The 22,612-nt window shown below is 45.6% G+C and carries 16 protein-coding genes; all 16 read left to right on the forward strand.

Translation table 11 applies throughout. From position 1 onward, the window contains the following. Nucleotides 1–6 precede the first annotated feature (6 nt). Complete coding sequence (locus ACTRDR_RS05500; RefSeq protein ID WP_440526439.1) at nucleotides 7–1,221, forward strand: type II secretion system F family protein; 1,215 nt, start codon at nucleotides 7–9, stop codon at nucleotides 1,219–1,221. 104 nt (nucleotides 1,222–1,325) lie between these two features. Further along, a complete protein-coding gene (locus ACTRDR_RS05505) occupies nucleotides 1,326–1,766 on the forward strand; it encodes a type II secretion system protein (RefSeq protein WP_249325207.1) in 441 nt (146 codons plus the stop codon). Nucleotides 1,767–1,785: 19 nt separating this feature from the next. Further along, a complete protein-coding gene (locus ACTRDR_RS05510) occupies nucleotides 1,786–2,541 on the forward strand; it encodes a prepilin peptidase (protein ID WP_440526440.1) in 756 nt (251 codons plus the stop codon). A gap of 98 nt (nucleotides 2,542–2,639) precedes the next feature. Then, complete coding sequence (pilM, locus tag ACTRDR_RS05515) at nucleotides 2,640–4,340, forward strand: pilus assembly protein PilM (protein WP_440526441.1); 1,701 nt, start codon at nucleotides 2,640–2,642, stop codon at nucleotides 4,338–4,340. Between the two features lie 14 nt (nucleotides 4,341–4,354). Continuing rightward, nucleotides 4,355–5,128 (forward strand): hypothetical protein, encoded by a 774-nt coding sequence (locus tag ACTRDR_RS05520; protein ID WP_440526442.1) that lies wholly within the window; start codon nucleotides 4,355–4,357, stop codon nucleotides 5,126–5,128. Nucleotides 5,129–5,155: 27 nt separating this feature from the next. Then, the gene (locus ACTRDR_RS05525) at nucleotides 5,156–6,457 is read left to right on the forward strand and encodes a type IV pilus modification PilV family protein (protein ID WP_440526443.1); all 1,302 of its coding nucleotides are present in this window, start codon (nucleotides 5,156–5,158) and stop codon (nucleotides 6,455–6,457) included. A gap of 30 nt (nucleotides 6,458–6,487) precedes the next feature. Next, nucleotides 6,488–8,932 carry a hypothetical protein gene (locus ACTRDR_RS05530; RefSeq protein ID WP_440526444.1) on the forward strand — a complete coding sequence of 815 codons (2,445 nt, stop codon included), beginning with the start codon at nucleotides 6,488–6,490 and terminating at the stop codon, nucleotides 8,930–8,932. Beyond that, entirely contained in the window at nucleotides 8,910–9,470 is a 561-nt protein-coding gene (locus tag ACTRDR_RS05535; RefSeq protein WP_249325200.1) for a pilus assembly FimT family protein, read from the forward strand. Before ACTRDR_RS05530 ends, ACTRDR_RS05535 begins: the two co-directional genes overlap by 23 nt. Before the next feature lie 11 nt (nucleotides 9,471–9,481). Continuing rightward, nucleotides 9,482–11,938 carry a PulJ/GspJ family protein gene (locus tag ACTRDR_RS05540; protein WP_440526445.1) on the forward strand — a complete coding sequence of 819 codons (2,457 nt, stop codon included), beginning with the start codon at nucleotides 9,482–9,484 and terminating at the stop codon, nucleotides 11,936–11,938. A gap of 1 nt (nucleotide 11,939) precedes the next feature. Continuing rightward, nucleotides 11,940–17,309: a DUF5057 domain-containing protein gene (locus tag ACTRDR_RS05545; protein WP_440526446.1), complete on the forward strand. Its 5,370-nt coding sequence runs from the start codon at nucleotides 11,940–11,942 to the stop codon at nucleotides 17,307–17,309. 303 nt (nucleotides 17,310–17,612) lie between these two features. Then, nucleotides 17,613–18,050: a hypothetical protein gene (locus tag ACTRDR_RS05550; protein ID WP_440526447.1), complete on the forward strand. Its 438-nt coding sequence runs from the start codon at nucleotides 17,613–17,615 to the stop codon at nucleotides 18,048–18,050. Nucleotides 18,051–18,073: 23 nt separating this feature from the next. Beyond that, the gene (locus tag ACTRDR_RS05555; protein WP_440526448.1) at nucleotides 18,074–18,340 is read left to right on the forward strand and encodes a hypothetical protein; all 267 of its coding nucleotides are present in this window, start codon (nucleotides 18,074–18,076) and stop codon (nucleotides 18,338–18,340) included. 45 nt (nucleotides 18,341–18,385) lie between these two features. Beyond that, the gene (locus ACTRDR_RS05560; RefSeq protein WP_440526449.1) at nucleotides 18,386–18,658 is read left to right on the forward strand and encodes a hypothetical protein; all 273 of its coding nucleotides are present in this window, start codon (nucleotides 18,386–18,388) and stop codon (nucleotides 18,656–18,658) included. Between the two features lie 330 nt (nucleotides 18,659–18,988). Beyond that, nucleotides 18,989–20,128: a trans-sulfuration enzyme family protein gene (locus ACTRDR_RS05565; protein ID WP_440526450.1), complete on the forward strand. Its 1,140-nt coding sequence runs from the start codon at nucleotides 18,989–18,991 to the stop codon at nucleotides 20,126–20,128. Nucleotides 20,129–20,254: 126 nt separating this feature from the next. Beyond that, entirely contained in the window at nucleotides 20,255–21,514 is a 1,260-nt protein-coding gene (locus ACTRDR_RS05570; protein WP_440526451.1) for a MalY/PatB family protein, read from the forward strand. Nucleotides 21,515–22,217: 703 nt separating this feature from the next. Beyond that, nucleotides 22,218–22,457 carry a hypothetical protein gene (locus tag ACTRDR_RS05575; protein WP_440526452.1) on the forward strand — a complete coding sequence of 80 codons (240 nt, stop codon included), beginning with the start codon at nucleotides 22,218–22,220 and terminating at the stop codon, nucleotides 22,455–22,457. Nucleotides 22,458–22,612: the final 155 nt, after the last annotated feature.

Below are 22,612 nucleotides of genomic sequence, written 5' to 3' on the forward strand. Positions count from 1 at the left end.
AGGCACATGGCAACCTATGGTTACAAGGCCATCACAAAGGCTGGAAAAGAAGTAAAGGGAAGTTTGGAAGCGGATAACAAAGATCTGGCAATGGCAGAACTGAGAAGGCAGGAGCTGACCGTTATCGATCTGGGAGAACAGAGCTTCCTGACAAAAGACATCGACATCCAGATCGGCGGATGGCCCAAGGCCAGGGATCTAAGCGTCATGTGCCGCCAGTTCGTCAGCATGACCAAAGCGGGCGTCAGCATTCTCGAATCCCTGAAAATGCTCTGCGAACAGACAGAGAACAAGAGATTGCAGGATGCACTGAAGGAAGTCCGCATCAGCGTGGAAAAGGGTGAGACCCTGGCAGACTCCATGGCAGAGCACCCGAAGGTATTTCCGGCGATCATGGTGAACATGGTGGCTGCCGGTGAAGCATCAGGTAGTCTGGAAACGGCACTTGACCGAGTTGCAGTACAGTTGGAGAAAAACAGCAAGACCCAGGCAATGCTGAAAAAAGCAATGATTTATCCTGTGGTTGTATGCATAGTGGCTGTCATTGTTACTGTTGTAATGCTGGTAAAGGTAATCCCTTCTTATGAAGACATGTTTAAGGATTTAGGAACGGATTTGCCATGGATTACTAAATTTTATGTAAATATGAGCCATGGAATCAGAGCTTACTGGTTTATTATTATTCCTATAGTCGTAGCAATAGCAATCGGAATTAAATATTTTGCGGGAACGAATCCGGGAAAACATGTATTTGGAAAGATTACTTTGAAGCTACCGCTTTTCAAAAAGCTTACCGTGAAATCGGCAGCTGCTATGATGGCGAGAACTTTGAGTACACTGATTGGCGCGGGCGTACCGTTGATTGAGGCCGTAGATATTGTTTCTGGTGTCATGAGTAATATCTATTTTAAAGAAGCCTTGCAGGATGCAAGAGAAGAAATTACCATTGGTATGCCTTTATCCAGACCATTGCAGGAGAGTGGACTATTTCCGCCAATGGTATACCAGATGATCCGCATCGGGGAAGAAGCCGGTAGTACGGAAGAAATGTTGGACAAGATTGCAGACTACTATGATGAAGAAGTGGAAATGGAAATTCAGTCGCTGATGGCAGCACTGGAACCTATGATCATCATTGTACTGGCAATCGTAGTGGGTGGATTGATTGCAGCATGCATGGCGCCCATGGTATCCATGTATCAGGCTTTGGATACTCTCTAAAATTGGATTATCCGTCCTGTGTAGGGACAGGACGATAATTAATAAATGGGGCGGAAAACTTACTACCCTGAAATTAAAAAACACATAAAAAGGAGAATGTAATTATGAACAAGAAACAGAAGAACTTAACAAACAAAGGTTTCTCCCTGGTAGAGCTGATCATCGTTATTGCCATTATGGCAGTCCTGATTGGTGTTTTAGCACCTCAGTATATTGGATATGTTGAAAAGTCAAAACAATCCACTGATGTTCAGAATGCTCAGTCTTTAGCAACTGAAATTGGAGTTGCAATTGCTGATGTTGAAGCTGGAACCAAAACTGCAACTTATGTATCTGATGGAACTTATAATGAGGTTACAACTACATTGGTTAGTGCAGTACCTGCTGTTAAGAAAGTTAGTGGTGCAAAATTCTATTATTCAATTGATAGTAACAATATTGTACATATTGCCTATGGTACCGCTTCTGCCGCTGCTACTGCTGCTACGGATTTGTATCCTGAATTAGGTACAACAGCAAAAACCACATATGATAAAATTAAATAATTTTTGAAAGGCACCTGACATGCTCCCAACAATTCTTCTCTACATAGTGATTTTCCTTTATGGAATCGTGATCGGTAGCTTCCTCAATGTGTTGATCTACCGCATTCCGAAAAAAGAGAATATTGTAACGACCAGGTCTCACTGCATGAACTGCGGTTATCAGCTGCGGTGGTACGACCTCGTACCACTGTTCAGCTACCTGGCACTGGGAGGCAGATGTCGGAAATGCAAGGCACATATCTCCGCTCAGTACCCCATCATTGAGGCTCTGAACGGAGTGCTGTACCTGCTCGTATTCTGGAAATTTGGGATGAGCGTGGATTCCCTAGTCTACTGCTTGTTGTTTAGTGCACTTCTTGCTTTAAGTGTGATTGATTTCAGAACATATGAGATCCCTGTGGGATTTAACTTATTTATACTGGCACTGGGGCTGATCCATGGAGCTTTCCACTATACACGGTGGCTGGATTTCCTGATCGGCTTCCTGTGTGTCAGTGTATTTTTACTGATTCTGTATTACGCTACCGGTGGCAGAGCCATTGGCGGCGGTGATGTGAAGCTGATGGCGGTCTGTGGACTGCTGCTCGGCTGGAAATTGATTATTTTTGCATTTTTACTGGGATGTATCATTGGTTCCGTGATCCATCTGATCCGTATGAAAGTAAGCGGCGAAGGGCATGTCCTCGCCATGGGACCGTATCTCTCCGCAGGGGTGGCAGTCGCTGTCCTGTGGGGCAATGAATTCTTGCAGTGGTATCTGGCTCTGTATCATTAGAGACCGGGTACTTACATCTGATATGAGATTAGAAAGTTCTTGGGATACTTTTTCTGTCCCAAATACGATAAAGAACCGATAAGAGGAAGGGTAGAAGCATGGCAATGAACAATCGCGTATTGAGTATTGAGATCGGTAACTCCTTTACGAAGATCTGCGAGATCGACTATAAGGTGAAGAAACCGAAGGTCTACAAGGTATTGACTGTCGAGACCCCGGAAGGCGTCGTGGTGGACGGTATGCTGCAGCCGACGCAGGAGTATGCGGATCACCTGGTGAACGCACTGGGTACGAACGGTATCCGCACGAAGAGAGTGATCTTCACCATTTCTTCTACCAGAGTGGCGAGCCGTGAGGTACAGATCCCGAACGTGAAGGCGAACAAGATCGAGGCACTGGTGAAGACCAACGCGAACGATTATTTCCCCGTGGATCTGACCCAGTATGAGATCGGACATTATCTGGCAGGCGGACTGACCGAGGAAGGAAAGCTGCGTGTCATGGCACTGGCAGTACCCAAGGCGCTGTTAGACAGCTATTATCAGTTGGCGCAGATGTGCGGCTGGGAGGTTGAGTGCTTCGATTACAGCAGCAACAGCTTGTACCAGATCCTTCGTGACGAGAAGACCGAAACCGTTACCATGATGATCAAGATCGATGAGAACAGCACCATCGTGACCGTGCTTTCCGCCGGCAAGGTGCTGCTGCAGAGAACTGTGGCATACGGCGTGCAGGATGCCATCGAGACCATGATCGCATCCGGGGCCTATGCCGTGAGTGATCCCATGAGCGCGGTAGAGCGTTTCCAGAAGAAGACCTGCCTGAACAGAGTACTCCATCAGGGAGATAAGCTCTGGGAGGAAAATGCCGGACGCTGGGAAGACGAAGATGCCGGCAATGCGGAAGTCACAGCAGCAAGACAGAAGATCACCTCTTCTCTGGAGCCCCTGATCGTCGGCGTCAGCCGTGTCATTGATTTCTATGATTCCAGAAACAGTAATACACCTATTGAGAGAACTTACGTCACCGGCCTCGGCGGCAGCTTCAGCGGCATGAGCAAGCTGTTCACCAACTGCCTGGAGCGCAAGGTACATACCCTGTCCGATATGGATGACAAGATCGGTATGAGCAAGGCCATCCGTTCCACCAGACCCGCAGCTTATATTTCCTGCCTGGGCGCAGTACTTGCCCCCGTGGGACTGATCGATAAGAGCCAGCAGAAGGGCAAGGGCATGACCGTAGTCAGCGGCACGAACTACACCTTCGTCAGTGTGGCGGTCCTGGTACTGGGCGTGATCCTGTCCATCGCCATGGCGGTCACTTCCCTGACCAGATACTTCGGCACCGTGGCAGAAAATGTGGCTCTGCAGGCGAGAGTCGAGGAATTACAGCCCGCGCAGACGGTATATAATGAATACCTCTCAGCGGCAGCGCAGTATGATAAATACAAATATCTGTATGAGTATACCGAGAATCCCAATGAGAATCTTGTAGAGTTCATTAACGAACTGGAACAGATACTGCCCAGTAGCTTCTGGACCAACAGCTTCAGTTCGGATCTGGAAGGAATCAGTATGTCTGTAACTGTGGAAGGTAAGGCTGCAGCAGCAAGAACGATTCTGAATATCAGAAATATGAAGAGTATTCAGGATGTTCAGATTAGCAATATTACAGATACGCAGAATGAACTGGGAGAATCGGCGGTTACTTTCTCTATTACAGGTACTTATGCGGATATCCACGCAGATACCGAAGAGACCGAAAGCACCGGAGATACAACCGGTACCACAGCACAGTAGGAGGCGGATGAGAGATGAAAGTAAAAAAGAGTGAAATTCAGCTTTTGATTGCTGTAGTGGGAGTTCTTCTGGTCGTGGTGACTTATTTCCTTGTATATGCGAAATTTAATGAGTTGTCGGATTCTATGGAAAGTCAGAATATGTCATTAAGATCCCAGGTGTCTACACTGGAGGTATTGGATCAGCGTAAGGCAGATTATCTGGCTGCTACCGAGAAAATGAAGACATATATTACCGGATTCGAGAGCCGCTTCCCGGCAGATATTTTACCGGAAGACAGCATTATGATGGTGAAGAACATGGAGGATGCTACCAGAACCTATGTAGCAAACATCTCTTTCGGAACCATAGGAGAAGTGGCGTATGATGCACAGGCTTCCGCAGACAATTCTGCCCTGGCGGCTGCAACTGCGGATGCACCGGCGGATACCGCAGCAGCGGAAGCAGATGCCGCAGTGTCGGGCACAGATACGACCACGGTTACTACATCCCCTGTCTCAACAGAAGGAACTGCATATGGGGATACTCATATGTATGAGGTGCCTCTGGGCATCAGTATCGAATGTACCTATGATGATTTCAAGGGGCTGGTTCGATATATTTACAATCAGCAGGAGCGTCAGAGCATCCAGGGCGTGAACATCAGCTATAACGGTGATGACGGAAAATTGTCCGGCAATATGAACCTGAATACGTATTATCTGCTGGGCACGGATAAGGTATATGGGGAACCCTATATTCCCGATATGCCTATGGGTGTACAGACGATATTCGGAAACGTGAACTAATAGATTTGTTAATCGGGAGTTAGCGCAATGCAGAAGCATAGGAAGAAAAGACAACTGAATAATGAAGGCTTTTCCCTGGTAGAGCTTCTGATCGCCATTGTGATCCTCTCAATCATTGTAGTGCCCCTGCTGCACAGCTTTGTGACCTCTGCCAGAACGAACGCCAAGTCCCGTACCACGATGCATGCCACGGCGATCGCTGAGGACGTCATGGAAATGTTCGAGGCACATACGCTGGAGGAAATGTCCGATATTTACAAGAGTGCTTCACCTGCGGGATTTACCAATACCGCGGTAAAAGACGACACGACCGGCATCTGGACCTACACGATCCGGGATGATTCTACCACTTCCGGTACTTATGATATAGTGGTGAAGGTGGATCCCACAGCCTACAGTGCGGTGAACAGTGTGGCACGGGTAGATATCAGTAACCTGGCGGGTAATCTGAATGCTGTTTACAGCGAAGCGGTGGACGGCGCCATGGAAGCTTATTCTTATTTCGGTGGAGGACTCTATTCAGCAGATATCATGCAGCATACTACACGGAAGACCGAGATCAATATTGACAGCAGTAAGATCAACGTAACGCTGGCAACGGGAGCTACGGTGGAGACAGAAGTCTATCTTGTCACAGCTTCCACAACGTATCATTGTGATCCCACGATCCTTGCAACGGACAGATCTGCGGACTATCCGCAGACGGGAGCGGATTATGTGATTTTTTCCAATGAAGACAGTGTGCGCAGCCGTGCAGCACAGGTGAATGATGTCAGCGAGCTTGGAAATCAATTGGCGAATATCATTGTCTGTGTACAGCCTCGTGTGGAGAGCGCGCACTACGATGCCGGAAGACCTGCCATTATAGACCGGATAGTGTTCAACAATCCGGACAATGTGGAGACGAATCTGCTGGTAGTGGAGCAGACCGAGAGACAGGATAGAATAGATATGTTGAAGGATGTCTTCGCGACAGATTATGATACCATGCGCAGTAAGTATGGGATATCTCTGGAACTGCGGGAAGCATGGCCCGGCTGGATGCCCACCTCCGGCACGACACAGACGTCTGCGGGAACTCTTCGCACGAATCTGCTGGACGAGAGTGACGGACTTACGGCATATGTATTTGAGAATTCCAGCATGACCGGCGCGGGAGCCGGAACGGGACTTAATTATGAACTGGCGAAGAACATCATGTCAGTGACGAATCTGACACCGGCCAGGGCACAGGACCGTATTTACGACATGGAAGTGAAGGTCTATGCAGAGGATAAGATAGCAGACGGCAGCCCGATCATTACTATGACAGGAACGGTAACGGAATAACAGGAGAATCCGGAAGGAAGCGTAAGAACCATGAACATACGTGGCAGAGACTTCAAATTACATAAACAGACAGACGATAAGGGCTCGGCAATGGTCGTAGTGATCATAGCTATGGCCTTTATCGGCATTTTGGCCAGTGTTTTGATGTATATGTCCTTATTGAACTATCAGATGAAGGCAAATAACCTGCAGGCGAAGGACAACTTCTATTCGGCAGAGACAGTGCTGGATGAGATCCGTGTCCATATGGAAGAGCAGGTGTCCGCGTCCCTGGGAGATGCCTACACGCAGATTCTGGTGAACTATGATGACACTTCCGTATCCGAGAAGGAGAGTAAGCTCCGCTATGCGTTCTTAAGCAGTATGCAGAAGGCGTATCAGTGCAGTGATACCGCCAGCTTAAATTACTATGATCTGAAGAAACTGTTTGACAGTCTGTCACCGGAAGTGAAGGAAAATACAGTGTTGCAGACCGGTGACGGAGTCAATTCCTATACAATACGGATGGTGGACGGCGCCGAGCAGATGACGGGCACAAACGGCTCCGGAGATGCGGTGAGCGATCTGCCTAAGGGACAGCTTACCCTGTTCACGGACGGATTATCTTTTCAGAAATTAAAGGTGACTTATACCAATGATAATGGTTATGTCTCTGTGATCCAGACGGATATCCGTGTGAAAATGCCGGATATGAGCTTTGCACAGGCAGTAAGCCTGCCTCCACTGACCGGCATGTCACTGGTGGCACAGAAGAATATTCAGGTGGTAGCGGAGAGCGGCAAATTAAGCGACGCGAAGATCGCCGGAAGCTTCTATGCGGACAAGGTACTGGTGGGGAATGAGGATGATACAAACAGTGCAAATGTGACCCTGACCCTGGCAGAGCCGACAGGTAAGGAAAATGATGATAAGCGTATGGTAGCGGCTACAGAACTGTATCTGGGCAAGGGCGCGAAACTGGAATCCGACAGCTATGGAGAACTGTGGGCAGGCAAGATCACCATGCACGGAGCAGCGACATCTACCGGCAGCGCGAATATGAATTTCAAAGGAAATGATGTCTATGTAGCGGGAGATCTGCGCATAGACGGCGCAAATAATAATTTTACCGCAGGCAGTCTGGTGGATGAGAATTACTCTGGACAGTATATAGGCTTCGGCACCGGGGAGAACGGTGACAGCAGTGCCATCGTAGTCAACGGTACCGGAACGGATATTGATTTGAGCGGTCTGATCAATCTGACTCTGGCAGGTAATACCTATATTGCCACGAAAACTGCTAAGGATAATCTCACCGAGGCGGATGGGAATCTCAATGGCAGTGCCTCTGACCGCAAGGATATCCTGATGGGGCAGTCCATTGCAGTCAAAAGTGACCAGCTGGCATATCTGGTACCGGCAGATCTGGTAAAACAGCGTTCTAATCCCGTGACTAAGGAGCAGGCAGATACTATGGGGAATACGGCAGTTGATTTTAATGCTGCCAGCAGTATGCTGGGCGGTAACAGCCTTGCTTCCTATGGTATTACGAAGTTTATTACGAACGGTAGCAGCGACAGTCAGGGTGTACGTACTTTTTATAAGAGATTAAACAGCAAGATCACCATTGTGTATTATTACGTGTCCTTTGACAGCTCCACCCAGGCGGGGAGAGAAGCTGCCAACCGGTATTTTCAGGATTATTATAAGGTAAATAAGAGCACCATGGATGCCTATGCCAGCATCTACACCGATGGCATCAAGATCCGTAACCAGAGTGCCGGTGCCTATATCATGCACCTGGCAGGTAATGTGGTGATGGCCGACAAGGATCAGACCACAGGCAGTTACAGTAGCAACCTGCAGAATGCCACATTAGGCAGTGATCAGAGCAATATCGGCTACAAGCAGCAGCTGGCAGCGGATGATTCCAAATTCAAGGCGCTCTGCAAGAAGCTGATCGATGGCTATGAGCAGCTTACTCCTTCCGAAAAAGCGGATACTGCCAATGTATATAGCAATCTGGTAAATACGGACGCGATCACAAGCTTTACCGGTGTGGTCCGTGGCGCGGGACTGGTCGTTGATACAGAGAAGTATTTTGGAAGTAGTGCTTATCCGGATTGCAAGGCAGTCATCGTATATGGTGATTATACCTATCCAGAAGTGGGACATGCGGATTTCAAGAAGGGTATCATCATCGCGACGGGCGATGTGAAGATACAGGATGGTAAGGAATTTAACGGTGTGATCCTGGCAGGCGGCGATATCTTGTTAGGACAGAATGTGAAAGTGACACCGGACAAGGAAGCAGTGCTTCGTGCACTGACCTATTCTAAGGAGGTTACGGGCTCCGGCGGCGGTCAGAAGGAATATCATGTAGTAGATTTCCTGATCGGCGGCGAAGGTTACCTGCAGAATAACAATAAGACCTACCTGAACAGCGACATTAATTTAGGAGACCTGATCGTATATGAGAACTGGCAGAAACAATAAAAACGGTGGATTCTCCCTGGTGGAGCTCATCATCGTCGTCGCCATCATGGCGATCGTGGTGGGAGTCATCGGATTGTCTGTGGGAACACTCACCGGAAGAAAAACTGCAAAATGTGCGGATGAGATCGTTTCGACCCTTGAGAGGGCGAGAGTGCTGACCCTGGGGAAAGAACAGAATCAGGTAGAGTTTGTGCTGCTGCAAAATAGCAGCACGGGCGAGTACCGGGCACAGATCTATCAGGGTGGAACCATCGTTTCGGATAGAATCGTTGGGAAGGAACCTATCACAATACAAGTATATTTTGATGATGATTCCACTCCCTACAATCTGTCACAATTAAAAGGTACATTACCTTATGCGTCCGCAACCGATGGACTGCATCTGGTGTTCAACAGAGCATCGGGAGCTTTTGAAGAGAAGACCTGCGCTGCTGCAGATGCGGTAAAGGACTATTGCAAGAAAATTGTGATCAGCAACGGAACAAGAACGATAACAATCACAACAGTCGGCAGAACCGGAAAAATCCTGAAGAAATAAGGAGGTTGACTATGCGTATCGGAAAAAAAGGATTCACTCTCGTAGAAGTGATAGTGTCTCTGGCAATCATGACCATTGTGGCAGGATCTGTGGGCGCCTTTATCGTCGCAGGCAACAATTCCTACCTGCGGGGGAATAAGGAGCTGACCCTGCAGGAAGAAGCACAGCTTGCAGCGAATCAGATGATCGACCTGATCATTGATGTGGAGAAGGATATTAATTTCACACCGGATCATACCGGCACAGCAGTGGATCTGGACGGCAGCACCGCCAAGGATGCAGCCGGCAATGAGATCACCACAGCCCATGTCAGCGAACTGCGCCTGGTCAATAATGAGAATACCTATATGATCCGCTGGCAGGGAAACGCGTCAGGGGACTATGCTACTGCAAACCAGGTATACCTCTATGAAGTGAAAAATACAACGGATGCGGACGGCAATCTCGTCGTAGGAGATCCTGCCACCGCAACCCCGGCACTTATGGCAGAGCATGTCACAAGCTTCAGCGTAGACTTAAGCCAGGTGAAGGACAAGCGGAAAGTTATCCTGAATATGACCTTTACTTATCAGGACAGAAGCTATGACATTGCAGAGACCATTAAGCTTAGAAATGATCTGGAGAAGACCGGAACCGCGTACGCATGGATCAGCGCTCTGACTATTGATCCTCCCAGTGCAACATTACCTCAGGGCAAGATACAGCAGTTTACCTATAATCTGAGCGGTGACGCAGAAGCAGTTGCCAAGGGCGTTACATGGAGCGTGTCCTATGCTTCCGGGGCTAATTGTAAGAGTACGATCAATCAGGATGGTATTTTAAAAGTAGATGATGAGGAAACTATCGGCACGAATGTGCTGGTGGTAAAATGTACTGCAAAAGCAGATACGAGTATGGTGGCATATGCATATGTGACAGTAGAAGAGAGATTGATAGACTCCATTTCCATAACTCCTAAAGATGTGGAGGTAGTCCGCGGCAAGTCACAGGCTTTTGAGTGTACTCTGACCGGTAAAGAATCTGCTGTGGCACAGGGGGTAAAATGGAAAGTGACTTATGCGGATGGCAGCACTACTACATTTTCTACCATGCCGAATGTTAGTGACCTGATTAATACGTTGAATATCAGTAAGTCGGAAAGCATTGGTGTAAAGGTATTGAAAGTTACCTGTATGGCAAATGCGGACACAACTAAGTCGGATTCTGCGTATGTTACAGTGACGGCGGTAGCAGGACAATTCCAGGCGGAACTGATCCGAAATGTAATGAAGCCTTATTCCTACACGGAGAACGGCATTAAAAAAATGGGATGGAGTGTAGATTTGGAGTGTCTGACTGCATGGGCGGATTATGATGTGTATCCTCAGATCGTGAACTGGGAAGTATTGGAGGATGGAGTCCCAAATCCGAAGGGCTATAGCTTTGAAGATACGACTCCTGCTTCCAGATATAAACAGCTGTTAAAGTGTAGCAACAATATTAATAAGACGATCACAGTACGTGCAACTGTAAAATTATCAGCTACCATTACAGTGCATCCTGAAGTAACAGTGGACATTCCAAATCTGCTGACCATTGACAGTTCAGACAAGCCATACATCGACGGTAATCAGTTTGTCCTGTCACGTAACAGTATGGTGACTTGTACGTTGAAAAATTATTCCGGAGATATGAGTAAAGTTACCTGGAAGATTACCAATGATATTGAGGAAGGTCTGGCACAGAGTAATCCTGTGAAGGATAATTTCGGTGGCGAAGTTGGACTGAGTAGGAGAGTAGGGTTTAGTAGAAACATTACAAGTGATGGACTGGGCGATTATGAAAGCAACTTAGTCATAGATAAAGCAGTGACCGGATTCGCAGATTCAGAAGTAGATTATGCAGCCACACGAAGCGTATTTCCCACGGCTAAAGGTGAAACAGTCGGAGTGTATGCAAAGTGGTATATTAACTGGAAAGAGGAACATGTTCTCACACTTGCAGCTTTTGACGACAACGATAATGAAATTGCATCCACATATCTGTTGATTCCCAGATGTACTTTTTATTTCTCGGAAGGTAATCGTTATTATAATCTGAATAAGAACGATTATAAGCACGATGGATGGCAGAATGGTGTATACGATAAGAAGGTGTATGTTGATCTATATGGATTTGAAACAGGTCAGGGAGCATTTAAGACTGGTGATAAAGGACTGAAGGTTATAGGCAGCCTTGTAGCTGGAGGAACGGAGACACTAAAATCCGGAACATATATTGATCCGAATATTCACTGCGATACCAGAGTAAATGATAAAAATGAAACGGTATTTACTTATATGATTCATCTCTATATTGATAGAGAGGAAAAGAATGATACTTTATTTGTGACCTTCAGCGATAGTCGTGTCAAGGGAGACAGCGGTGAGGAAGGTGGACATGTATCGTATCAGAAACCGGAAAGAGCATTAACAATCTTTTGGAGATAACATGAAGAAGAACTTGAAGCACAACACAAAAAAGTACATAGCAGGAATCCTCACCATAGCTTTGGCAGCCGGAGTCTGCCAGAGCTATGGCTCTATGGAAGTAAGTGCAAAGGAGATGACACTGCCCGGCATTGAGAAGCTGGTACAGGATACAGTAGCATCTTCGGACGGAACCTTCCACATTTTAGAGATCGTACCTTCTAAAAAGGACGCTTCCATTGGATACCTGATCGGTGGCGAGGAACCGGTATCTGAAGGACGTAAGCTTTCGGAGCTTCCGGCAGCATCAGAGAGAATATCCGCCATGGCTGCGATCAGCAGTAGCAGTCTAGGGGATCTCGAAGGAAGCGATGGTCCGGTAAGCTTTTCCACTTATAGAGAGGGAGGAAGCCGGACTGAGGAGATCCGTGGCTCTTTTGTGAAAAATACGGCGGACAACGGTCAGTACACCTATGTGCAGACGGATCCGGTGTATGAGCTATATACGGTGGGGGATACCAGGCCGCGTTTTGACAGATATGGTGCGATCGAAGCTTCCGGGACTTCTAATGAGAATAAAAAAAGCGTGTCCCCTGTATTTTCCAAAGTGTCCGGTATTAGCGGACAGAACCTGGAAATGACCATCGGTGATGCAGCGAATGCGCTGACAGCTCTTACGACTACGAGATATGCACTGACTCCGTACGATGAAAATTCTGATGGCCGTATGAGCACTATTAATAACATTGATTTTGAGGCACGTAAATATGTCAACCGGGAAGTGTATACCAGAACTGATGATGTATACACTTACTTTGGTAAGGTGGTATACGGCAGGGATCTGCCTGTGGGATATGCTATCCAGAGTACTGCCATAACCTCCGAAAATCCTTCCGAAGCGTCAGAGAATTTGGAAGAGGTGACGACTGCGGAGAGTTCGGGATTGGTAACAGCAGCATCTGCATCTGGGAATGACGCGGCAGCGGGATCCGGTAAGGAGATGCAGACCTTCAGCGTACAAAGCGCATCCGGAAATGATATTGAGACTTCCGAACAAAGGATAATGACAGTTTCTGATCCCTCATCCGAACAGTACAACAATCTCTATATTTTGAATATGGCCAACACCACACCTTATCTATGGGCAGCCTGGACTGCAAATCCGGATGGAACAGGAGGAAGTTATACACTGAATACTCCTGCGGATAGCTATTTTGTGCAGTTCAAGGAAAACACCTCCGCTGATTATTATGTGTCTAAAGTGTTATTATCCAGCGGTAATGGGGACTACAAACTGAGCGATTCTTATCAGAGAAATGATAACGGTAAATATGTGCTGGAAAGCAGTGGTACTATGCAGGTTTCTCTTCGAGGAGAACCAGGCTTCAACGCATCAAACAGCTATGACTTTATCGGTGATAATGCGAAAGATGCGTTGGATACTGTAGCATATGACGGTGGTTTCTACAATAAAGAATGGTTCAAGAAGCAGGTCCTGAATCTGTCCGGCACCAGCCGGTATGAGAGCGGCAGCCCTTCCGGCACTGGCGAAGAGATTGATCAACTGAAGATTGAAGTGACAACTTTGACAGTGGAGGAACTGGCGAAACTGGTGAATCCGGGGGAACAGGCTTATTATGGCGTAGATCTGGACAATGTGGATCTGATCTATCTCTCCGGCAGGGGAAGTTATGCAGCGGAATCTGTGAATATGACTTCTGCAGCAACCGCTCTGACGAAGATGATATTCGGCATTAAGGATACTACCGGTGAGCGGAATGATGCAGACAGAGTACCGGTGGTCATGGATTACGGATTTTACAGCCAAAATAAAACGCTGGCTGAGGAGCCGAATAATAATCAGAATAATAAGATACTGACACAGATGGCACTGACGATCTTAAAAGTTTCCGATGATAATATTGCCAAAGAAGTTGCTTCAAAGGGAGATGCTTATTGGAACGGTCAGACGGCAGCTTCGCTTAGTTTGGGCGATTCCGTGAAAGAGGCTTTATATGACAATGTTTATCTGAATGATGACAGTGCGACGCCATATGTTGCCTCTGACTTCCTGACTGACTGTAAAGGGACTGCGGCGAAAGTAGCAACCTTCGGAGCAGTATTAAAAGAGATTCAGTATGAGAATTTCCTGGCAAAGAAAAACAACAGCAATGCAGCTCAGATGGATGAAGAGATCAGTAAGGCATCTATTACCAGATACATTCTGAACTGGTATATGCACAGAGTCACGGTGAAATCCTCTATCCGTGTACTGGATCTGGAACCCTGCTATGATTTTAGCGATACGTTAAAAAGTAAGTTGCAGACTGATGTGGTCAATATGATGGGGATGAACGGAATTTATGATGCATCTGCGATCAATATTACACAAATGTCATCTGCGGAATTTATAGGTAAGATCGAGGACTTGAATGAAAAGTACGACATGATCTATCTCGGAGCCCGGGTCAGCAAGATGAACACAGAAAATGGTGTGACTGTGTATAATGATCCACAGATGAAAGGGTTGATTTATTCTCATGTAGGAGACTACTATGACTATGCCACCAAAACGAAAACGGATAATGTTACGCAGGCTAGGGAGACGTATAATGCAAGGCACAGACTGCAGGATTCTTCGCTGGATCACAGTAAGACTAACGATGATGATCCAACGAATAAGAGTGCAGATGTCTATCGTGGTCCCGGCAATGATATGAACTCTACCCGATATGAGGAATTCTGTCAGTTCATTAAGGCGGGATATCCGGTGGTCATTGCGGATGCGTTTATTAAAGTGGATAACAATAATATACCTGTGGCATCAACAGCAACGCTGGACAAAAATTCTTATTTTTATAAGCTGGTTGATTTTGCTCTGCAAAAAGATGCAAATGGTCAGTATTTATATTGGCAGAAAAATATTTTTACAGAGAGTCAGCTGAAAGATACTACAGCAGATACTAAATTAGGAACTACATTATCTGCACGTAGATCCGTATTTTGTAATTATCTGAATCTTTCAAAGCTTTCCGTCAACTGGATAACTACTTACGGAGCGGCATATCCGCAGGAGCTGAAATATAATTCTAATCAGAACGGTGCCAGCAACGGTGGCTCTCTGGAGAAGATAGACGGAAAATATCAGCTGCAATATATTTTTAATCTGCAGAATGATGCTGCAATATCACAGACAGGTACTACCTATGATTGTAAACTGTTCGTAGATAAAAATGCTGATGGTCGTTTCTCCGGCTCTGATTATGTAGAAGGTAAGACATATACGTCATCGGAAGAAGTCAGCGGTCTTACTGTGTATATAAGAAAGGGAGATGAGTGGAATAAGGTTGATCCGATTGCAACGGCAAACGGAAACAGATATGAATTGCGTACCGGGGAGACCTATCGTGTTATCCGGGCTCTGCCGGAGGAATATGTAGGGGTTATCCCATGGAAACTGGTATTTTATGATAATGCGGACAGACTGGTGAGAACTGCCAAGTCAGGCTATACCTCTGTGCCTCAGCAAAATGGTAAAAAGACAATCCGTGTATTGCAATTGTTGTCTGATGATAACCGTAATAACTGGAATCTTCATGATGAACAGAATAATAGTAATTCTACTTTTTCCAAGTGCATTAATGGATTAACTGACTGGAATGTAGTAGGATTGGATCAAGTCGGTGCAGATGGAAAGGTAACTCCGTCCAAAAGCATTGACAGTATGACTGTAACCTACCTTGTAAATGACAAGCTGAAAATTGGCGGGACTTCGGATACTGATATACAGAGGATATACCAGGAGTCCTACAATCTGTTCCAGCAATATGATATGTTGATACTAGGCTTCGGTGACGCCTACCGGTTTGGATATACCTATGGCGCAAGTGATATTTACTATAATAGGTTGGATAATGTTAAGAGGAATCTGGCTGTTGGCTGGGCTGTCAGAGACTACATAGAATCCGGCAAGAGTATTTTGTTTACCCATGATACTACTTCATATGTCAATAATATCCAAAGTGCGATTATGTGGAATGACGAAGGATATGCGGAAAAAAACAATACGAACTACTGGTATTGGGGATATGAATTTAATAAGACTATTCGTGCATCCGTAGGCCTGGATCGCTATGGAGCATTGAAAGAGTATTATCAGCAGAGAGCAGCAAGCACCACGGGAGAGGAGCAGAAGAGGGACCAGGAATATCTTAAAACATTAGAGTCCTATACATTTGACGAAATCAAGGAACCGAATTCGGATAATGAGCTCTGGCAAAAGGAAGGTGTGACTAAATATACGGTAGTTCGTTTCCTGAGAAGCTATTTGGAAGATCTGCGGATAAATGGCAGTTCGTCAGTAAAGTTCCCGGTTGAGAATTCATTGCTGAAAAAGGCTGGATATGACAATGGAAACGGTCCTGATTGGAACCACCCCAGTAATTTGCTGATGGGTGATTACGCAGGCAGTTCGCTGATCGCAACACAGGTCAATGAAGGGCAGATTACGCAGTATCCTTATCAGATATCTGCAAATGAACAGTTAGAGATCAGTAATACGCATTACCAGTGGTTACAGCCGAATATGGAGCTGGACCGTAACGGAGACGGTAAAAATGACATTGTGGTGTGGTACTGTATTTCCGGTGTGGCTGAAGGTAATTATCAAAAAACTAATATTTATAATATTACACCCAATGATGTGGTAAATAATTATTATATCTATACCATGGGAAATGTGACATATTCCGGAGCGGGACATTCCAAACCCAGCAAGGAATCGGAGATCAAACTGTTTGTTAATACGATGATTGCAGCGTATAATGCCGGTGTTACTGCACCTTCCGTAAGCTTTAAGGATAAAAGCGGCAGCAAGATCCAATCCGTGTATATGCTGTATGATCCGGTCAATCATATTGTATTGGATGATAAGAATAACGGAACCATCAGTGTCAACTTCCAGGCAGATGACTACAATATTCTGGCAGGTGGACAGCAGTTATGCGTTGAATTTTACAAATCCTGTGCAGATGATACGTCCGGAGCCATCAGTGTGGACGGAATTACAGGAAAGGTATTGCGGTTAAAGACGGATGGAGAGGATGGCCTCAAGATCACGGATAGCAATGGAAATGTAATTTCACCGATAGAACGCAATGGAGTTATGAATTGTTACCCGATTACAAACGGTGCGACCTATACCTTGAAATTTTCTTCGGATGAGATGGGACTGTTTCGTACCGACACTTCCGGGACGATTTTGAACGAAGGAGCGCAGGCATCTACTATCTACGCAAGAGTCTATACCGTGTATGATAGTGGATCAAAAGTAACTCCTTGCGGAATAGCTGAGTTATCCATCAGCGCCCAGGAGCTGTTCGAACTGGATTAACTTTTTCAAAAGTAATATTGCACAAAAAGCAGAGTTGTGAGAAATAGCCAATTTCCACAGCTCTGTTTTTGTGTAGTTTTTTCAGCACTTGTTTTGCCGGATTCCCTTGCAGAATGGATACCTCTGTGATATATTAAGTTCATCTATAGAAAGTCTGTATAGATAAGATTTCGAAGATACCATATATTAGGATAGCATCATATATGGGCATCATTTTATCGCACCCAGTGTGCAGTTCAAGGCATATCGCCGTGAAATTCACTTTTTACAATGTAAGAGGAATGAGCAGTAAAGGAGTATTTATTGGAACTGAACGATATTGTAACGAAGAATTTTGAAAGTTATGCGGATGTAGCGGCGGATATAGTGAATGCATTACTGCATGAGGGAGCCATGGTGGTGGCCAGCGAGGAGATGCTTACAGCTGCAACGGAGAGCCTATATGCAGACAGCGCGAATACATTGCACAATCAATTGGAAGATGTCGCAAAATACCATGTGACAGGCGGAATGCCAAGAGCCTTGTATCTGTTTGCTAATCAAATGAAAGTGGATAAAGGCATGATACTGCGCAAAGCGGGATACATTGGCGGAGAATACCGCAGGCAGTACGAAAAGCAGAATCACGGATTATATCCGGTTATCTCCCGAAGGAGATCCGCGAACGTTTTCATAGCGATATGCGTATTGTATTGGATTATCTTGCAGAAGGAAACGCATATCGTTCAGACCGAAAAGTAATTCATAAAGAAGCTACTATCAAAATGCTACGGGTATTGTCTGGGGATAAAAACGTGGATGATACCGAAGAAATATTAAAAGGATTAGATATTGCAGAGGAGGATGAGATCAGCATGTGTGAATTGTTTGACCAGTATACGAGACTGGGAATTTCGCAAGGAATTTCCAGGGGAATTATTATAATGTGTAAAGATTTTAATGCCACCTATGAATATACGCTGCAGAAATTAAAGAATAAACTCAATATTTCGGAAATGGAAGCAGAAGAACAGATGAAGCTTTATTGGTAAAAAGGTATTGAAAACTTCGTACCTATGTATAAAGAGGATAAGACGATGAAGAGTGTATATGAGAGTATCATAACTGGCTTAAATGAAGCTATAGAAGATGAGAAAACAGAAGATAAGAAATTAAGCAGGAGACAAGTGACAAGCATGTGCGAATTGTTTGACCAGTATACGATACGGGGAAGAGAAGAAGGAATGAGAGGGATAATTATAACATGTAAGGAATTTAATATAAATTATGATGATACTATGTTGAAACTTAGAAAAAATTTGAATATTACTGAGAGTGAAGCAATAGAAGGCATGAAAAAATTCTGGTGAATTGATAAATAGCAGAAAGGTGTACTGAATATGTGTGAATTGTTTGACCAATATTGGAGAAAAGGTTACATTCAAGGATATACCATTACAGGAAAATGTTATAATGTTGCATATGAAAATATTTTGCAGAATTTATGCAAGGAATTAAATATATCAAAGGAAGAAGCAGAAGAACAGATGAAGCTTTATTGGTAAAAAGATATTGACTTTTATTTCTTACTATGCTAAATATATACTATACCTACTGGAACAGTAGGAATATAAAATGTGGTATCAAAGCCGTGGGGCTTTTGCCACAGACATCATACATAGGCATAGGAGGAGAAAAAGATGGCATTTGCAGCAGAGACCATATGTGTCCAGGGAAGTAATGAGAGAAGGGATCCGTTTGGGGCCATCAGTATGCCGATTTATCAGAATGCGGCGTATGCGCATCCGGGATTGGGTAAGAGCACAGGATATGATTATTCCCGTTGCGGTAATCCTACCAGAGATGAAGTGCAGAAGACGGTTGCCCTGTTGGAACAGGGAACGGAGGCTTTGGCATTTTCTACCGGTATGGCAGCGATCACTACACTGATGGAGATTTTTTCTCCCGGGGATCATCTGATTGCTACGGATGATCTGTATGGCGGTACGTTGAGACTGTGGAATACGATCAGTCATAAGAACGGAATATCAGTAGATTGTGTGGATACTTCAAATGTGGAGACCGTGAAGGCGGCGATCCGTCCGGAGACGAGGGCGATTTATCTGGAGACTCCGTCCAACCCTATGATGAAGGTCGCAGATATTGGGGCAATCGCAGAGCTGGCACACGCGCATAGCTGTCTTCTGATCGTTGACAATACCTTTTTATCCCCGTATTTTCAGAAGCCGCTTACCTTAGGAGCGGATGTTGTAGTGCATAGCGGTACGAAATATCTGGAAGGACATAACGATACTTTATCCGGATTCCTGGTAGTAAAGGATGATGCCCTGTACCAGCAGCTGAACAATATTTATAAGACGACAGGTGCCTGTCTCTCCCCGTTTGACAGCTGGCTGTTACTCAGAGGTATCAAGACACTGGCAGTCCGTATGGAGCAGCATCAGAAAAATGCCCTTGCGATTGCACACTGGCTGGAACAGAGACCGGAAGTGGAGAAGGTATATTATATCGGTCTGGATTCGAGACCGGATAAGGCTCTGATCGACAGACAGTGCAGCGGATACGGCGGAATGATCTCATTCCGGTTGAATTCCCCGGAAAAAGCTGTTAAAATCTTGGAGAGCGTTAAGCTGATCCGTTTTGCGGAGAGTCTGGGAGGCGTGGAAAGTCTTCTGACCTATCCGATGAAGCAGACCCATGCAGATGTACCGGTTGAGGTACGGGAAGCTTTGGGAGTGGATGAGAAGCTTCTGAGAATGTCAGTAGGTATTGAAAATATTGATGATCTACTGGCAGATCTGGAACAGGCCTTTGTTTAGTGTGGGTGTAACCTGGTATACATAGTAGTTCAGCCAGCTACGCTGAAGATTTCCACAGAATGACGCATCGGAAAGGACGGAAGTGCCTGAATATTTGCAGATTTTGAGAAAGGTATGGTTAGCTGTATGACTACATACAATTTTGATAAGATTACGAACCGGAAGGGAACGAATTGTCTGAAATATGATTTTGCGGTGGAGAGAGGAAAGCCGGCGGATGTGCTGCCCCTGTGGGTGGCGGATATGGATTTCCCGGTATCCGAAGAGATCTCGAAAAGTCTTCATGCTGCGGTAGAACATGGAATCTACGGCTATACCCAGCCGAAGGATGCTTATTACAATGCTGTGATGAACTGGATGGAGAGGAAGCATAATTGGAAGACAAAGCGGGAATGGATCGTGAAGACTCCGGGGGTGGTATTTGCTCTGGGCGCAGCGGTGAAGGCATTTACTGATCCGGGAGATGCGATACTGATTCAGAATCCGGTGTATTATCCGTTTACTAATATTATCCGAGACAATAACCGAAAAGTAGTAGATAATACATTGGTATATCATCCGGTTACGGAGCGTACGGTAGTGCCAGTAACAACAGATGATGCTTCCGAACAGCAGATTAACAACGTTGGTACTGTCAGTCCGGCATATCAGATTGATTTCGAGGACTTTGAACGCAAGATAGAACAGGAACATGTAAAACTCTTCATTCTGTGCAATCCTCACAACCCGGTAGGCAGAGTGTGGACGGTAGAGGAACTGCAGAAGCTGGGAGAGATCTGCCTGCGCCATCATGTTATCGTGGTCAGTGATGAGATTCACAACGATTTTGTCTATCCCGGTTACGAGCATACGGTGTTCGCCAACGTAGATCCCCGTTTTGCGGAGTTTACCTTGACTTGTACGGCACCCAGCAAGACATTTAACCTGGCTGGCTTACAGATATCCAATATTTTTATCCCAAATGAAAATCTGCGTAAGGCATTCAAAACAGAAATTGACAGAACCGGCTATGATGAGCCCAATGCCTTAGGTGTGGTGGCATGTGAGGCAGCTTACCGTGCGGGAGAAGACTGGCTGGAGCAGTTAAGAGCTTATTTGCTTAAGAATCTGAATTTCTTACGGGATTTTTTGCAGGAGAAGATTCCACAGATTCATCTGGTGGAGCCGGAAGGCACTTATCTCGTATGGCTGGATTGCAGTGAACTGGGAATCACCGGTAAGGAGCTGGATCAGTTCATTGTGGACAAGGCAGGACTTTGGCTGGATGGAGGATCCATGTTCGGACCCAGCGGAGCCGCTTTTCAGCGCGTGAACATCGCCTGCCCCCAAGCTACGCTGGAACTTGCCTTGAATAAGTTAAAAGCAGCGGTGGATAATTTGAAATGAGGATTCGAGCGATTTCGCGAGACCGTTCCGGAGCATGATATCTGCTGACAGACTCGTAAGACCATTCCGAAGAATGATATATATTGACAGATGAATATTCTTGCGTCAAGAAACCGTGATTCCGTTGTGGAGGAAACCTGCATTCTGGACACGGAAACCACCTTTGCTTGATTATCTTTTACAAGAATAGCACCAGAGTCAAGTCCAGAACCGCTTTGCAGAGCGTTAACCGGATTACCTTGGTGAGATTTTTTGTATCCTATATACTTGCTAATCGGTTACTTGAGCACTAGACATCAGGAACATCCAAGCCGGAATATTCAGACAGATTTACAAGACTGTTCCGGAGAGTAAATATATTGACAGATTCGCGAGACCGTTCCGGAGCATGATATTTGCTGACAGATTCACGAGACCGTTCCGGAGAGTAAATATATTGATAGAGTCGCGAGAGCGTTCCGGAGAGTAAATATATTGATAGATTCGCGAGACTGTTCCGGAACAGGATAATATTGCCGGATATATGGTATATTTTTACATTCTTGTCCATATACTGTAACATATCAGGCCATTCATGATAGATTATGATAGTTCCTACGGAACCTGTGATCCCTGATGAATGGTCATGCTTTTTCGGATCACGCGGCAGGAATCTTGATCCGCAGATCCATAGGATTGCCATCAGGAAAGGAGCACACAGTATATGCCAAGAGGACAGAGAAAATCCCTGGAGGAAAAGATCCAGGCGAAGCAGGAGTTGATCAATGCGTTAAACATTCGCATAGAATCAGAACAGCGTGAGTTAGAGGAAATGTTTGAACAGAAGAGACGCAAGGAACTGGAAGCGGTGAGTGACATCATCGAAGATGCCGGTCTGGCACCGGAGGAAGTCACGGAAGTCTTACAACAGTATATTGAGAGCCGCAGAGCAAATGCATCATAATTGCTTATAGTGGTTTCATCAGAAGGACCGGACGAACCGGTCCTTTTTTCTGTATAGAAAATGTGTTCCCATACGTAAAAACGTCCCGTATGGACTACGTTGCGAGTGATCATGCTGCGAGTGATCATGCTGCGAGTGATCATGCTGCGAGTGAT

Source organism: Simiaoa sp., from assembly GCF_051972595.1.
In the GTDB taxonomy this organism is placed as follows: domain Bacteria; phylum Bacillota; class Clostridia; order Lachnospirales; family Lachnospiraceae; genus Acetatifactor; species Acetatifactor hominis.

Coding starts and splice junctions, on each gene's coding strand:
- ACTRDR_RS05575 (WP_440526452.1), top strand. CDS start 22,218: ATGCCAAGAGGACAGAGAAAATCCCTGGAGGAAAAGATCCAGGCGAAG.
- ACTRDR_RS05545 (WP_440526446.1), top strand. CDS start 11,940: ATGAAGAAGAACTTGAAGCACAACACAAAAAAGTACATAGCAGGAATC.
- ACTRDR_RS05535 (WP_249325200.1), top strand. CDS start 8,910: ATGAGAACTGGCAGAAACAATAAAAACGGTGGATTCTCCCTGGTGGAG.
- ACTRDR_RS05520 (WP_440526442.1), top strand. CDS start 4,355: ATGAAAGTAAAAAAGAGTGAAATTCAGCTTTTGATTGCTGTAGTGGGA.
- ACTRDR_RS05570 (WP_440526451.1), top strand. CDS start 20,255: ATGACTACATACAATTTTGATAAGATTACGAACCGGAAGGGAACGAAT.
- ACTRDR_RS05525 (WP_440526443.1), top strand. CDS start 5,156: ATGCAGAAGCATAGGAAGAAAAGACAACTGAATAATGAAGGCTTTTCC.
- ACTRDR_RS05500 (WP_440526439.1), top strand. CDS start 7: ATGGCAACCTATGGTTACAAGGCCATCACAAAGGCTGGAAAAGAAGTA.
- ACTRDR_RS05510 (WP_440526440.1), top strand. CDS start 1,786: ATGCTCCCAACAATTCTTCTCTACATAGTGATTTTCCTTTATGGAATC.
- pilM (WP_440526441.1), top strand. CDS start 2,640: ATGGCAATGAACAATCGCGTATTGAGTATTGAGATCGGTAACTCCTTT.
- ACTRDR_RS05530 (WP_440526444.1), top strand. CDS start 6,488: ATGAACATACGTGGCAGAGACTTCAAATTACATAAACAGACAGACGAT.
- ACTRDR_RS05505 (WP_249325207.1), top strand. CDS start 1,326: ATGAACAAGAAACAGAAGAACTTAACAAACAAAGGTTTCTCCCTGGTA.
- ACTRDR_RS05565 (WP_440526450.1), top strand. CDS start 18,989: ATGGCATTTGCAGCAGAGACCATATGTGTCCAGGGAAGTAATGAGAGA.
- ACTRDR_RS05555 (WP_440526448.1), top strand. CDS start 18,074: ATGCTACGGGTATTGTCTGGGGATAAAAACGTGGATGATACCGAAGAA.
- ACTRDR_RS05540 (WP_440526445.1), top strand. CDS start 9,482: ATGCGTATCGGAAAAAAAGGATTCACTCTCGTAGAAGTGATAGTGTCT.
- ACTRDR_RS05560 (WP_440526449.1), top strand. CDS start 18,386: ATGAAGAGTGTATATGAGAGTATCATAACTGGCTTAAATGAAGCTATA.